Raw genomic sequence first — 15,020 nt, forward strand, 5'->3', positions numbered from 1 at the left:
AAAGCAATGGGAATTCCTGAACGTGCATATCCCTATGAAATACCTGATTATCAACAGGAACAACGCTTTCACGCTCCTTCGATTAATCTTATTACAACGCAGGGTCGTTCAACAAAAACAGCTGCAGGAGCTTCTCTTATTGTAATGGCGCGCGTGATTGCGTGCGTGTTTATTGCACTGGCTCTTATTGGCATGGTTCGTTTGTCGATTGCCTCAGCTGCTGTCAGCGAAATGAAAGTACAAAAAAACCTTACAAGTCAGATTAATAAAGCACGCTATGACATGAGCTTGCTTGAAGTTGAGTACTCAAAATTATCATCTGATATTGACCAAAAGGCATATAGCATGGGTATGCACAAAGTTGCTCAGGTAGAAAATGTGCAACTGCCGCGCGATATTGTTGCGCTTGATAGCAATGGACGCTTGTCATTAAGCGGAAGTATTGCGCGTCTTACGCAAGAACGCTCAGGTGTGGCACATGCTCAACAATCTGATAATTCTTATACTGCTGCATCGACATCTGTATCAAATCGTAGTGTAGCGCGTTCATAAGTAAGGCTCGATGCGTGTGAATACACCAGACTATAACGAGCATAGAACATCTCGGCATTGCACAGACAACCAGCATAACCGCACATCATCGCAACGTCACGACCGTTTTGCACGCAAAGGTTTATTTTCATCGTTTAACGATTTTTTGCAAAAGCGTCCTTTTTTTGCGCCAAACAGCGATGGTGATGCTTCAACACATCATGCTACTGATGTTCCTAGCAATTTCAGCAATCCCGATGAATTTGGTCATCTATCAGCATATTCACCAACTCAAAGAAACCGTGCGCGTAACTATCATGTGCCACAACAAGGAGCGTTGCGCGTTCAAAATTCTTCACGATTATCGTATGTATTGCTCGTTTTTGGTGTTTTATGCGCTTTATTTTTTATTCGCTTGTATTATCTAGGCGTTATTATGCATGATGATTATTCAAATGCAGCTAAAAATACACGCATGACAGGCATGCAAGTAGAAGCGAAGCGCGGCACTATCTACGATAGAAACCATAACGTGCTTGCTATTAGCGTGGAAGCAACAACAGTGTATGCAAACCCCTCTGAAGTGGTCGATGCCGAGTATACAGCACGCACGATTGCTCAGGTGATTGGTGGGCAAGCAGGCGATTATCTGTCAAACTTAGTAAAAAAGGGTTCTAAATTTCGCTATCTTAAGAAAAAAATTGATCCTGCGGTAGCGCTTCAACTTAAAGCCTATGAGCTGCCAGGTATTTATTTCCTCCATGATACAGTACGGCGCTATCCGTATGGAGAAATTGCAGGACAAGTGATTGGCGCATGTAATGTAGAAAAAACCAACGATAACAAGTCTGAAGTGCTCGTAGGGGTCTCTGGTCTTGAGCTTATGTACAATGATGTTCTCTCTGGAACACCTGGCAATTATCGCGCTGAGCTGGGAGCAGATGGTACACCTATTCCAGGTGGTTTGCATACACAAACGCCACCTGTTGACGGCAAAGATATTGTTATCTCTATTGACATTGATATGCAAAAGGCACTTGAACTGGCTTTGCGTAATGGCCTTGATGAGCTGCATACCAATTCCGGCTCAAGCGTTCTTATGGATGCACGAACAGGCGAGATTATGGCAATTGCATCGGCGCCATTTTTCAATCCAAATGATCGATCGGTGGTATTACCAGGTGCGACATCGCTCAAACCTGTTTCAAATTTATTAGAACCAGGTTCAATATTTAAAACAGTATCAGCCATGACCTTGCTTGAAACTAATTCAATGCGTCCGAGTGACACTATTTTTGCTCCGAGTGAAATACATGCGAGCGGTTTTACGGTTCATGATGCGCATGAGCGCGAAGCTAAAACCTATAGTTTACGCCAGATTATGCAGTATTCTTCAAACATTGGTATTTCGCTTTGTACAGAAAAAATGGGGTTTGATCCGTTTTACGAGCATATTTTGCGCTATAAGTTGCATGAAGCAACAGGCATAGATTATCCTGGTGAACAAGTAGGATATTTGCAAGACGTTAAGAAATGGTCTCGGGTAACAGGATGGAACGTAAGTTTTGGGCAAGGTATTTCGCTTACGCCGTTGCAATTAACACGCTTTTATGGTGCCCTTTTAAATAACGGCTATGAAGTTACTCCTCACTTTTTGCTCGAAGCAGGCGGTCAAGCGCATGATGTTTCCAATCAGAAGGTACAAGTGATTGAGAACACGGCTGTCATTCCCGATATGATAAGCATGCTGCAAAGTGTTGTCGATCAAGGAACAGGACGAAAAGCTGAAATTCCTGGTTATCGTGTTGCAGGAAAAACATCTACAGCGCAAATTTACGATCCACAGCATGGAGGCTATAAAAAAGGTTTAAATAATCTGGGCTTTCTTGGATTTATAGCCAATTCGTCGAGCAATTTAGTATGTTATGTAGGTGCTGACAATGTTGCGTCTCAAAGCAGTGTGACATCTATTTTTCACGATATAATGAGTACAGCTATTCAACGATATTCCATTGTGAGTAGATGAGGCCTAATATGAATAAAACGTGTGAAGAATTATTTGCTGGTTATAAGCATAGTATTTTAGGAAATCCACAAGAAGAAGTATCGGGCATTGCTTATCGCAGTGATGCAGTACATCCAGGCGATGCGTTCTTTTGTATTGTTGGTTTAAAAGCCGATGGACATTCATTTGCTCAGGACGCCATCAATCGAGGTGCGCGCGTTATTGTGTGCGAACGGAAGCTCTATTTAGCTGATGCAAGCAATGTGACAATGGTTATTGTTCCGAATTCACGTCGTGCAATGGCGCAAATTTCAGCGCGTTTCTACGATAATCCTTCGCGTTCATTTTCCCTGGTAGGTGTAACGGGAACGAATGGCAAAACCACTACAACGTATCTCGTTGAGCATATTGCTCGTGTTGCTGGCAATAAAACAGGTGTCATTGGTACGGTTGGTGTTCACATTAATCAAGAGGAACATCCTGCCAGTCGAACGACACCTGAATCACCCGATTTACAGCACATTTTTGCTGATATGCGTGATGCTCATGTTGACGTGTGCGCTATGGAAGTGAGCTCTCATGCGCTCGATTTGCAGCGTCCTTTGTGTTCGCATTTTGCCGTTACGGCATTTACGAATTTGACACAAGATCATCTTGATTATCACCATACGTTTGAAGCGTATTTTGAAGCAAAAGCATTGCTATTTTCACGCGAATATCCTGCTAAGCGTGTTATTTGCATCGATGATACGTGGGGACGTGAGCTTCATGCGCGCGTGTGCAACGAGCATGTATGTGCCGATAATGATGCGATGGATGAAGTAATTACCACAGGCTTTAGTGATGATGCGCTTATACATCCTATTTCTGTTGAATATGCACCTCACAGCACACATATAACGCTTGATTGTGTGGGTGAAGTGCTTTCCTTTACCTACCCGCTGGTAGGTAAATTTAATGTTTCAAATGTAATGTTAGCATGCGGTATTGCTCTTCAACTGGGAATTCCTGGAAATGTTATCGCGCGTGCTCTTGAAGATGTGCCTCAAATACCAGGGCGCTTGCAGCGCGTTTCTGATACAAGTTCCGTTGCTGTGTTTGTGGACTATGCGCATACGCCTGATGCACTGAAAAAAGCGCTTGATTGCGTAATGCATATCACTCAAGGTCAGACCATTGTTGTATTTGGTTGTGGTGGCGACAGAGATAAAGCGAAGCGCTCAATTATGGGAAAGGCTTCACTTGCAGCGCATTATGTGATTGTGACGTCGGATAATCCGCGCAGTGAAGATCCATGCGCCATTATTGATGACATTGTGAGCGGCATGAAAGAACAGCCTGATAAGTTTGAAGTTGAACCTGATAGACGTAAGGCTATCGCTCGTGCGCTTGCGTGTGCACATGCTGGTGACTCTATTTTAATTGCTGGTAAAGGGCATGAAACGTATCAGATTGTTGGTTCGCAGGTGCTGCATTTTGACGATACGGAAGTTGCGCGCGAAGAATTGAAGCGCGCTGGTCTTGATAGTCAAGCGCAGGAATAGCACCAGAAAGCAGTAGTAGTATGCAAGCAAATTTACAGCAGGTGCTCAGCGCAACTACAGCGACGCTTTGCAATGTGTTAAGCGATACGCAGCGCGCGTGCTGCGAGGTACGCTGTTTATCATGGGATTCACGCAAGATTGTGCCGTCATCGCTTTATATAGCGCTTGTTGGAAGCAAGGTTGATGGGCACGATTATATTGCTGATGCTCTTTGCGCTGGTGCACATATTATTGTTATCACACATGATATTCCTCAAAACATACTGCACAATGCAACCGAGCGTGGGTGTGCCATCGTACGCTGCAATGATGCGCTTGTGTTTGTAGAACAGCTTGCCGCATGGTGGCGTACGCAACTGAGCGCAACCATCGTTGCTATTACGGGTTCAACAGGAAAAACAACCACAAAAAATCTTATTGCTGAGGTGCTTGGCGCAGCAGGTAGCGTTTGTGCGACGCTTGCAAACCAAAATAACGAACTGGGTGTTCCCAATACTATATTGCGAGCAGAAAAAGACGATCGCTTCGTTGTTGTTGAAATGGGTATGCGCGGTTTTGATCAAATTAGGCACTTGTGCAGCTGGGTTAAGCCTCACTGGGCGCTTATCAGCAATGTCGGCACATCGCATATCGAGTTGCTCGGCTCACGCGATGGCATTGCGCATGCAAAAAGCGAAATTTTCGAGCAGCTTCCTGCCCACGGCGGTAGAGCGTTTTTGAACGCGAGTGATGATTTTCTTCATCAGCAACGCGTATATGGAAATCTTGAAAAGCGCCACGTGCCGTGTGTGTATTTCAATGCCGATATGCGCGATGCAAGCTTACAGCGTGCGTGTACAGAAGGTGACGGCGTGTTGTTTATAGGAGCGCACGATGTGCAGCTTACCGCTTCAGGGCACGCGCAGTTTCTACTTTCGGTGTATGCGCCAATCCAGCGTGTACGCGCCTTACAAAAAGCAGCTGCGCCGATGGAAACGAGCATTACTCGTATACCGAGTGCCATGAGCGCGTCTGGTTCTACAACTGCATCCGCATCAGCACCCTGCACTATAAGCGAAACTGCATCTGTTTTAACGTCTGATGAGCAAAGCGACCTCTGTGAACTGCGTGTGCAGCAGTCTCTTACGCTTGCGTTGTGTGGTGTTCATAATGTATCGAATGCACTGTGTGCTCTTGCAGTTGGTATTGAAGCAGGCATTTCGCTTCCTGATTGCATTGCGCGCGTACAGCGTGTACAGCCTGCTGATGGTCGGCAAAAAATATATCAAGGTGTGCACCATTGTACTGTTATTGATGATGCGTATAATGCAAACCCCGATTCTATGCGTGCTGCTTTGCGCGTATTACAAGCGTTTAATACAAGTGGCAAGCGTATTGCCGTGTTAGGTGATATGGGTGAGCTTGGAAGCTATGCCGTTGATATGCACCGTGCAGTGGGAACATTTGCAGCACATTGCAGTATTGACGTGCTTGTGTGTGTCGGCAAAAATGCGCACGGTATTGCCGAAGCGGCTTTGGAGCAGGGCTTTCCTGCTTGCGCACTCCATACCGCATCGTGTGCACAACAAGCTCTTGAGATGCTGAAACCGCTTATTAGCACCCATGACGTTGTGCTTATTAAAGCGTCGCACTCTATGCATTTAGAAACGATTGTGAAAGGATTGCTTAACTAGTATGCTTGCATCGTTGTTTTCCAGATACCCTACATTTTTAGTATTTTTAGCTTTATTTATATCATTGGTTGTAGCGTTAGTATTAACACCTGGCTGGATTCGATTTTTGAAGTCGCGCCGTATTGGACAACAAGTACGCGATGACGGTCCCAAAACGCACCTGGTAAAACAAGGCACGCCTACGATGGGCGGCATTATTATGCTGCTTGCTGTAATTATTGCGATATTGATAGTGGGCTATCCTACGCCTGAAACCTATGCCATGCTCATAGCAATCATCTTAACAGGCATTTTAGGCTTCATCGACGATGCATCAAAAGTTATCAATCACCGCTCGCTTGGTCTTACGCCGCAAGGGAAGTTGCTCGGGCAGTTTTTGATTGCAACCATTTTTGTATTAATAGCAGTCAACGCGCTTGGTATTGCGCCAACGCTTGAACTGCCGTTTATTGCTCGTATCAATTTGGGGGTGCTGACAACGGTTCTTCCTTTAGGGCACGGTATACAAATTCCGTGGCTTTACGTTTTATATGTTGATATTTTGCTGGTGGGTTTGTGCAATGCTGTTAATTTAACGGATGGTCTTGACGGTCTTGCTGCAGGAACGACGATGGTGTCGATGGTTGTTATGGCAGCTATTGCGTATCGCAATGATATGCTTGAACCTGCAATTTTAGCGGCAGCGCTTGGCGGCGCGTGCATTGGCTTTTTGTGGTATAACGCATTTCCTGCCAATATTTTTATGGGTGATACGGGCTCGCTCGCACTTGGTATGGGACTTGGTTGCTTAGCGGTAGTTACCAAAACTGAAGTGGTTATACTGATTATTGGCGGATTGTATGTTGCTGAAGCGCTTTCAGTAATGCTGCAAGTAGCGTGGTATAAGCGTACGCACAAACGCATCTTTTTGATGGCACCACTTCATCACCATTTTGAGAAAAAAGGTTGGTCAGAAACAAAAGTGGTTGTCCGTTTTTGGATAATTTCAGGCATTATTGCAGCTATTGGCTTTTCGATCTATTTTGCTCATTCTATGTTAGGAGCGTAATATGGAGGAATGCACACGCCGTTTTCCTGTATCCAATTGTAGCGTACTTGTGGTAGGTCTAGGCGTATCAGGAAAAAGTACCTTGCGCTATCTGCGTGAATGTGCGCGTGAGCGCCATTTAGAAGTGTACGTTGCCGATCAAGCTGAAACAGAACAAACGCGCCACTTCTTAGATGAGCTTGCATTTCCCGATTTGCAGCGTTGTTTTGCACCTGATGCTGTTGAAGTATTAGCAGAAAATCGTCACTATACAAAATTTGATGTTTGTATCATCTCGCCTGGTATTCCGTGTTGGGATGATCTGTACTGCCAAGCATATGCCTATTCGCATGAATTGATAAGCGAAGTAGAGTTTGCCTGGCGTGAAAGCGCAACAACATCGCGCTGGATTGCCATTACGGGCACCAATGGAAAAACCACTACGACATCACTGTGTGCTTGTATGTTACAAGATGCAGGTTATAAAGCTGCCGCTGTTGGGAATATTGGTGATACGTGCATTGAAGCAGTACGTCAAAATAAAACTGATGTTTATGTGGCAGAAGTATCATCATATCAGTTGGCGTCCAGCTTGAGCTTTGCACCCAATGTTGTTGTTATGCTGAATATAACGCCTGATCATATTCATTGGCATCAAAGCTATGAAAAATATAAAGAAGCTAAATTTAATCTGTTGCGTAATATTGCACGGTATCGCGATACCACCGTAATTTTTGACATCACAAACGATGTTGAACGCACGCAAGCTTGGGCACAATTAGTGAAATATACGCGGATAGCGTTTTCTAAACACAATGACGCTCAGCACAATGACGCTCAGCACAACAACACTCAGTACAGCGATGACGGTACGCCTCATAGCAACGCTATCTCTTCGAGCAAAGTATGCGCTGATAGCACACTTACGCCTGTCGTACAGGGCGATTGGAATTGCAACGATTGTGGTGAACTTGAAGATGCTCATGCTATTGAGCCACCCGTTTATAACGCCTCGCCGCATTTTGTGTGGATTGGTTCTAAAGCAGGTTTACATTCAAATGCTCAATCAGCCTATACATTGGAAAAAAGAGCACTTTTGAAAGCGGCTGATCCTGCAAAAACGCTCTTGCACGATATATCTGAGAGTACGCACGATGTTTTTGATCCGTGTTTTGAGAAGATGTCTGAAGCTGATTTAGCAGCACTGCCTTTTCCAAAATGCACAGACGACATTGATCTACCGCAGTTGTCGTGTGCGTATGTTAACGAACATAATGAACTGTGCGAAACGCAGCCGTATACGCTGCGTGATGAGCTTCACGCAGGCACTTTGTCATTAGATGCAACACGCGCCCTGAATTTTGGTTCGGTTGATGATTTACACATTAAAGGCGAGCATAATATTAACAATGCACTGTGTGCTGCAAGTGCTGCATTTGCTCTTACGCACAATACGTCTACGTTTGGCAATTCTTTTACACGTTTTATGCCACTTGAGCATCGTATTGAGCCGTGCGGAACAGTTGCTGGTGTTGCGTTTTATAACGATTCAAAAGGCACCAATGTCGATTCAACACTGAAAGCGATTACTTCATTTCCGAATAAGAATTTGATTGTGCTGTTAGGCGGGGAAGATAAGGGTACGTGCATCGATGAGCTTGTTGCATGTGCACATCGCTTTGTACACACTGTTATTGTATATGGTGCGGCACGCTGTCGATTTGATGAGGCATTTAGCAAAAAAGAAAACGATGCGCCTGAACACTTTTGCATATATGGAGCAGCGCATATGCGTGATGCGTTTACCTTAGCATGCGCTCTTGCGCACAAGGGAGATGTAGTGTTGCTCTCTCCGGCATGTGCATCGTTTGATGAATTCAAATCGTTTGAACAGCGCGGTACTATTTTTAAGCAGCTTGTCAAACATAAGCGCTCTGAACTGGGTGAATAGCATGTCCTTACTGACGCCATCGCACGATTTTGAACGCTCGGTTCTTGTGCCACGCATCGGACTTATCTTAGTAACGCTTGCGTTAAGCTTAATTGGTTTAGTGATGGTTTTTTCTGCATCAACAGTTTTAGCTATTCACGAACATACGAATCCTGCATCGTATATGCTTGATCAATGCAAATTTTGCTTGATCGGCGTGGTATGTGCAGTACTGATTGCAAAGTTCTTACCGTATCGTATTTTTGCAGGAAAAGGTTTGTATGTGCTGGTAGCAGGCGCATGCTTATCGCTTATTGCCGTATGTGTGTTCGGACACCATGTTCTTGGCGCACAGCGCTGGCTGCGTTTAGGGCCGCTCAGTGTGCAACCGTCTGAATTTATCAAAATCATTTTGGTGCTTATGGCATGCAAACTTGTGTGTGATGTGCGTGAAGGTCGCATTTCACAATCGAGTGGCTTTAAGCAGTTGCTCGCTTTAGTGGCAGCTCCCCTTATGGTGCTGCTTATTACGCAGTCTGACTTAGGAACGAGCATCATTATCTATGTGAGTATTTTGGTAGTGTTATGGCTTGGCGAACTCGATAAACGCTATTGGATTATTGTTATTGTTGCATCGTGCGCTTTGCTGGTTATGGCAATTATTTTCTCGTCGTATCGCTCGTCACGCTTTTTGTTTCTTAATCCCTGGAACGATGGTGATAACGGTCGCGCAAAGGGCTATCAGCTGGTACATTCCTACTATGCGCTTGCGCAAGGCGGGATTGCGGGTGTAGGGCTTGGCAATTCGCGTGAAAAGTTCCTCTATTTGCCTGAATCGGAAACCGACTTCGTGTTCTCTATTATTGGGGAAGAATTTGGGCTTATAGGGGCGTGTATTGTTATTGCTTTGTTTGTTTTGTTTTTTTACTGCGGTATGCGTATTGCACAAGGAGCGCCCGATTTATTTGGTCGTTTATGCGCTGGTTCACTTGCGTTTATGGTTGCCTTTCAAGCATGTATCAATATTGGTTGTGCGATTGGTGTATTTCCTACAACAGGCAAACCGCTGCCGTTTATTTCCTCAGGTGGATCGTCGCTTGTGAGCACATTTATTATTGTAGGAATTTTACTGAGCATCTCTAAAGCCTCAGGCGAAGGGCGTTTTGCCGAGCGCCGTGGCGAGTTTATGTACGTGCAATCGAACCGCACGCAAAGGAGATAATATGAAGCGTATTGTGTTGTCGGGTGGAGGAACAGCAGGGCATATCAACCCTGCTCTTGCGCTAGCCGACGAGCTTAAACTGCACGATTATCAGGTGCTATTCGCAGGAACGTTTCAAGGTATTGAAGCTCAATTGGTTCCGCGAGAAAATATTGCGTATCAACCGTTTCATGTGCGCGGCTTTAATCGCAAACACCCTTTATCGCTGGTAGGTGCGCTGTATTATGCAGCAAAGGCGCGTAGAAAAGCTGTGTCATGGCTTAAAGCAATAAAACCTGAAGCAGTTGTGTGTTTTGGTGGCTATGTTAGTTTGCCAGTTGGCATGGCAGCTCATGCCTTGCATATTCCTTTGTTTGTTCATGAACAGAATTCTGTTATGGGATTAACGAATGCACATTTGTCAAAATACGCACGTAAAGTATTTCTTACGTATCAGGAAGCGGCATCGCGTATTCCTGAAAAAACACCGTATGACGTGATAGGAAACCCCGTGCGTCGCAGTGTATGCGAAGCAACGCGCAAGCAAGGTAGACAGTTTCTTGGTATTGATGAAGATGCGTTTGTCTTGCTTGTAACAGGTGGCTCGCTGGGAGCAGAGCATATAAACGAAGCTTTATGCGCGTGCAAAGAGAAGCTTCTTGCGCTTCCTAAGCTTCATGTTGTGCATATTACTGGTAAAAAAACATACGAAAAAACGTGCGCGCAGCTTGCCTTAACACCTTTAGAGAAACAGCGTTGGCATGTGTTTGATTATCAATATGAAATGGGGAAGTGTTTAGCAGCAGCCGATGCGATTGTATCGCGTGCGGGCGCTACGTCGCTTGCTGAAATTGCAGCACGTGGGCTTCCTGCGCTTTTAGTGCCATATCCGTTTGCAACAGCGAACCATCAGGAACATAACGCACGTGCTGCCTGTGACGCAGGGTGTGCTCTTGTCTGTTTAGACGATAAACTTGAAACGGATGAATTTTCTACAAACGTGCTAAAATTGTGCTCCGATAAACGCGTATGGAGTGCTATGAAGGCAGCGTGTGAAAAACGTGCTGCGACTCACGCGCGTGAAGCGCTGTATTCAGCTATCGTAGAAAGTTTGTAGCACACATATCAGCAACACAAACGTGCATGGTGTTGCACAAACAGCACCGGTGAATTGGTGCACGTCAAAGCGTTGCAGATAGCATATATCAGTAAAGAAGGGTACGTATGAACAACCAAGCAATTACATCGGCATATTTCATTGGTGTTGGCGGCGTTGGTATGAGTGGTATTGCGCTGGTGGCACACAAGCAAGGTTTGCGTGTTTCAGGTTCTGATATTCGCGAAAGTCGCTATACGAAAGAATTGCAAGATGAAGGCATTGAAGTGCATATTGGTCACGATGCGCATAATATCCCCGATGGCGACCGTACACCCGATGTTGTTGTTACCAGTACGGCTGTTTTGGACAATAATCCTGAGCTGTGCGCTGCCAAACAGCGTGGCATTACGTTGTGGCATCGCGCACAAATGCTTGCCTATGTAGGGCGTGGTCTTCAAACGCTTGCTGTTGCAGGCACGCACGGCAAAACGACCACCTCTTCAATGGTGGCAACAGCGCTCGACGAGATGGGTTTTGACCCCAGTTTTCTTATTGGAGGAATGGTGCGCGCATACCACTCAAATGCGCATTACGGAACTGGCAAGTTTTATGTTGTTGAAGCTGATGAAAGCGATAAATCGTTTACGTATTTAAGTCCCCATGGCGTTATTATTACTAACGTTGAAGCCGATCATCTTGATCATTATCGCGATTTAAACGAAATTCGAGAAAAATTTATTGCATTTATGGGATCAGTGCCTGAGCAAGACGGTTCGTTAGTAGTTTGGGGCGATGATAATTCGCTGCTTGAATTAGCTCAACGCACAAACCGCGCGTATGTTACCTACGGTGAAGCGCCATCGTGTAATTTTCAACTTACTTCCTTTCACCAAGAGGGCATCCGTTCACATTTTACTTTTAAAACACCTGATGGAAAGCAAATTGAGGGAACACTGCCTCAAACACCAGGAAAGCATAATGCACTCAATGCGCTGAGTGTTATCGCATTATTGAGTTGTTATGGTATCGATCCCGCAAAAACTGCAGCGGTACTTGCAAACTTCAAAGGTGTACGCAGGCGTTTTGATGTAACAGGTATCGCTTGTGACGTAACGGTTATTGATGATTATGCTCATCATCCTAGTGAAATTGCGGCTACGATACAAGCAGCGTCACTGCTTAACTACAAGCACATTCATGTTATTTTTCAACCACATCGTTATTCGCGTTTCGGACTGTTTGCACACGTGCTGCACGATTCGTTTGCGCATGCATTCGATAAAGCAACAAGCGTTACGTTTATGGATGTTTATTCTGCAGGCGAAAGTCCTATTGCGGGCATTACGGGTAAGTCGTTTATGAACGTTGTAGCGTCAAATGAGAACCATCCACAGCTTTATTATGTAGCGCACAGGAACGATCTTATTGCGTCAGTGCTTCAGCATGTTGAAGCAGGAGATTTGCTGATTACGATGGGCGCTGGTGATGTGAGCGCGCTTGGTCCGTTGATTGTAGAAGAACTACAACAGCGTAGCGGCACGTCAGATACGTCGGACGTTTCCGCCGCTTCACGTACGTTAAACACTTCTCAAACGCCTAGCACGTCTAACATACCTAACATGGCAAAGGCGTCAAATCCATCGAGTACGTCTGCTTAGGTTGTTCTATGGCTTTGTTTTCACGACATAGGAAGAATGTGCACAACGAGCCTTCTGGTAGTAAGAAACAGATGCAAAGCGCACCGGCGAGTAACGCTACAAGCAGGAGGAGTGCTGCGCGCACCTCTACCATACATGCATCGTCATCCGACAGACATGCACATGTTGTGTCAATGCGCGTCAAAGACATCGATAAACATGAACGACGCACTCATACGTTACGTACAACGCATAAAATACTTCCTTTTGTTATTGCTGGTGTTGTGGTAGCAGCACTTCTTGCGTGCACGTATGCAGTATTGCGTAATTCAGATGTGTTTTCGATACAAGAAGTGCACGTTGAAGGCGTGAATCACTTAACATCATCTGACATGGCAGCGCTTATGCGCGTTAACGCTCACGACAACCTGCTAACCGTTGATACGCATGGCATAACTCAGCGCCTTGAGCGCAACTCGTGGATCGAACGTGCGCAGGTAAGTTGTATTTTTCCGCATACATTGCGCGTGAGTGTGAAAGAACGCAGTATGGCAGCGGTGGTTGAGCTGGTAAGTGCAAGTGGACAAACTAAAAAGTTATGGGCTATTGCGCGCGATAAAACATGGTTAATGCCGCTTCCACAAGCAACAAGCGATGCAGGTAAGCGAACGAACCCTCAGGTATTTGTTGACGCTTCTACAGCATTGAGAATTACCCATGTCGCGCTTGGTGTGCAGGGTGAAATTGGTAAAAAATGCAGCGATGCAAGTATCGTAAATGCTCTTGATATTGCTTCATCACTTACTACCGATCTTGCGCAACGTATCGTGGAAGTACGCGCTTGTACTAATGATGAAACGTCTCTTGTGCTTGACAATGGTGTTGAAGTTGCCTTTGGTCAGGCAACGCACATGCGCGATAAAGAGCGCGTTGTTCTTGAGGTACTTGCGCAATATGAAGGGAAAGTTTCTTATATCAACGTGCGCAATCCGTCAACTCCTACGTGGCGTGCTATTCAGTAGGTGCACATTGCTTGCAATTGCAGCAACGTGGCAAAACGCGCAATTTGTGCAGCGATTCATGCAACGTACATGTTATATAAGTAATCTATCTGCTTATATTGCATTTATAGCGCGAACGTGTAAAAATAAAGAGGATGTGCGAATTCTTTATGTATAGTATTTGAATCGCAACGTAAAGAAAGCTTATGTAATAAAGATGTGGAGGCCATAATGGCTAAAAAGCCTAGCTCTGAACATCTGGCAGTCATCAAAGTCGTTGGCGTCGGCGGTGGTGGCACAAATGCGGTTAATCGCATGGTTGAAGCCGGTGTGCGTGGTGTGGAATTTATCGCCGTAAATACCGATCATCAGGCACTATTATTGTCTGATGCGGATCGTACTATCCATATTGGAGAAGATTTAACGCGCGGTTTAGGTGCCGGCGCAAACCCAGAAGTAGGAGCTCAGTCGGCAGAAGAAAGCCGCGATGCAATTCGTGAAGCTCTTGGCGAAGCCGATATGGTATTTGTTACGGCAGGGGAAGGTGGTGGAACAGGTACTGGTGCTGCTCCTGTTGTAGCAGAGATTGCTCGTGAAGAAATTGGAGCATTGACCGTTGGTATTGTTACAAAGCCATTTTCCTTTGAAGGCCGCACCCGTCGTAATCAGGCAGAACAAGGTGTCGACTTGCTTTCGCAAAAAGTTGATACGCTCATTGTTATTCCAAACGACCGCTTGCTTGAAGTAGTCGACAAAAAAACAAGCATGCTTGATGCGTTCCGTATCGCTGATGATACGCTGCGTCAAGGCATTCAAGGCGTTACCGATCTTATTACTATTCCTGGTCTTATCAATCTTGACTTTGCAGACATTCGCACCGTCATGAAAGATGCAGGTACTGCAATGATGGGAATCGGTATTGCTGAAGGCGAAAATCGCGCTCTTGAAGCAGCTGAGCAAGCAACAAATTCTAACTTGCTTGAAACATCTATTGCAGGCGCATCGCGCGTATTGTTCTCGATTGCAGGTGGCCCCGATTTAACGTTATCAGAAGTTGATGCTGCAGCCCGCACGGTTGAAGCATGCGCAGATGAGAACGCGAATATTATTTACGGACAAATTGTTGACGAAGCTATGGGCGACAAAGTGCGTATTACGGTTATTGCAACAGGATTTAAGACAACACCTGATGCTTCTGATAGGGGATATAGCCGCAAAGACTTGTTTGCCTCTACCGATAGTGCCGTGTCGCGCAGTGCAGCGTTTACGCCTGCTTCAGCGAAAATGTCAAGTGCACCATCATCAAGCGCATCACGCTTGTCAGATGACGACTACATTCCTGATTTCTTAAAACGTCAACGTTAGAGAGATT

General features: G+C 45.3%; 11 protein-coding genes. All 11 read left to right on the plus strand.

Features of this window, described 5'->3' with window-relative positions; all coding sequences use genetic code 11:
• Positions 1-6 precede the first annotated feature (6 nt).
• The 11 genes from HMPREF3190_RS05540 (at position 7) to ftsZ (ending at position 15,013) form a co-directional block, all read left to right on the plus strand.
• Entirely contained in the window at positions 7-552 is a 546-nt protein-coding gene (locus tag HMPREF3190_RS05540) for a hypothetical protein (protein WP_066781158.1), read from the plus strand.
• Between the two features lie 16 nt (positions 553-568).
• The gene (locus tag HMPREF3190_RS05545) at positions 569-2,557 is read left to right on the plus strand and encodes a peptidoglycan D,D-transpeptidase FtsI family protein (protein WP_449676296.1); all 1,989 of its coding nucleotides are present in this window, start codon (positions 569-571) and stop codon (positions 2,555-2,557) included.
• A gap of 8 nt (positions 2,558-2,565) precedes the next feature.
• Complete coding sequence (locus HMPREF3190_RS05550; protein WP_066781159.1) at positions 2,566-4,080, plus strand: UDP-N-acetylmuramoyl-L-alanyl-D-glutamate--2,6-diaminopimelate ligase; 1,515 nt, start codon at positions 2,566-2,568, stop codon at positions 4,078-4,080.
• A 20-nt stretch (positions 4,081-4,100) separates the two neighbouring features.
• The gene (locus HMPREF3190_RS05555; protein ID WP_066781160.1) at positions 4,101-5,753 is read left to right on the plus strand and encodes a UDP-N-acetylmuramoyl-tripeptide--D-alanyl-D-alanine ligase; all 1,653 of its coding nucleotides are present in this window, start codon (positions 4,101-4,103) and stop codon (positions 5,751-5,753) included.
• A gap of 1 nt (position 5,754) precedes the next feature.
• A complete protein-coding gene (gene mraY / locus HMPREF3190_RS05560) occupies positions 5,755-6,801 on the plus strand; it encodes a phospho-N-acetylmuramoyl-pentapeptide-transferase (RefSeq protein WP_066781162.1) in 1,047 nt (348 codons plus the stop codon).
• Between the two features lies 1 nt (position 6,802).
• Positions 6,803-8,731 (plus strand): Mur ligase family protein, encoded by a 1,929-nt coding sequence (locus HMPREF3190_RS05565; protein WP_066781165.1) that lies wholly within the window; start codon positions 6,803-6,805, stop codon positions 8,729-8,731.
• Between the two features lies 1 nt (position 8,732).
• Entirely contained in the window at positions 8,733-9,932 is a 1,200-nt protein-coding gene (locus HMPREF3190_RS05570; protein WP_066781169.1) for a peptidoglycan glycosyltransferase FtsW, read from the plus strand.
• A 1-nt stretch (position 9,933) separates the two neighbouring features.
• Positions 9,934-11,028 (plus strand): undecaprenyldiphospho-muramoylpentapeptide beta-N-acetylglucosaminyltransferase, encoded by a 1,095-nt coding sequence (gene murG / locus HMPREF3190_RS05575; protein ID WP_066781171.1) that lies wholly within the window; start codon positions 9,934-9,936, stop codon positions 11,026-11,028.
• Positions 11,029-11,135: 107 nt separating this feature from the next.
• Positions 11,136-12,668 (plus strand): UDP-N-acetylmuramate--L-alanine ligase, encoded by a 1,533-nt coding sequence (gene murC, locus HMPREF3190_RS05580; RefSeq protein ID WP_082715187.1) that lies wholly within the window; start codon positions 11,136-11,138, stop codon positions 12,666-12,668.
• 38 nt (positions 12,669-12,706) lie between these two features.
• Positions 12,707-13,669, plus strand: a complete 963-nt coding sequence (locus HMPREF3190_RS05585; RefSeq protein ID WP_066781172.1) for an FtsQ-type POTRA domain-containing protein — start codon at positions 12,707-12,709, stop codon at positions 13,667-13,669.
• A 210-nt stretch (positions 13,670-13,879) separates the two neighbouring features.
• Positions 13,880-15,013 carry a cell division protein FtsZ gene (ftsZ, locus tag HMPREF3190_RS05590; RefSeq protein ID WP_066781174.1) on the plus strand — a complete coding sequence of 378 codons (1,134 nt, stop codon included), beginning with the start codon at positions 13,880-13,882 and terminating at the stop codon, positions 15,011-15,013.
• The last annotated feature ends 7 nt before the right edge of the window (positions 15,014-15,020 follow it).

This window comes from Umbribacter vaginalis, assembly GCA_001552935.1.
GTDB lineage: Bacteria > Actinomycetota > Coriobacteriia > Coriobacteriales > Eggerthellaceae > Berryella > Berryella vaginalis.

Coding starts and splice junctions, on each gene's coding strand:
- mraY (WP_066781162.1), top strand. CDS start 5,755: ATGCTTGCATCGTTGTTTTCCAGATACCCTACATTTTTAGTATTTTTA.
- HMPREF3190_RS05565 (WP_066781165.1), top strand. CDS start 6,803: ATGGAGGAATGCACACGCCGTTTTCCTGTATCCAATTGTAGCGTACTT.
- HMPREF3190_RS05540 (WP_066781158.1), top strand. CDS start 7: ATGGGAATTCCTGAACGTGCATATCCCTATGAAATACCTGATTATCAA.
- HMPREF3190_RS05550 (WP_066781159.1), top strand. CDS start 2,566: ATGAATAAAACGTGTGAAGAATTATTTGCTGGTTATAAGCATAGTATT.
- murC (WP_082715187.1), top strand. CDS start 11,136: ATGAACAACCAAGCAATTACATCGGCATATTTCATTGGTGTTGGCGGC.
- murG (WP_066781171.1), top strand. CDS start 9,934: ATGAAGCGTATTGTGTTGTCGGGTGGAGGAACAGCAGGGCATATCAAC.
- ftsZ (WP_066781174.1), top strand. CDS start 13,880: ATGGCTAAAAAGCCTAGCTCTGAACATCTGGCAGTCATCAAAGTCGTT.
- HMPREF3190_RS05570 (WP_066781169.1), top strand. CDS start 8,733: ATGTCCTTACTGACGCCATCGCACGATTTTGAACGCTCGGTTCTTGTG.
- HMPREF3190_RS05555 (WP_066781160.1), top strand. CDS start 4,101: ATGCAAGCAAATTTACAGCAGGTGCTCAGCGCAACTACAGCGACGCTT.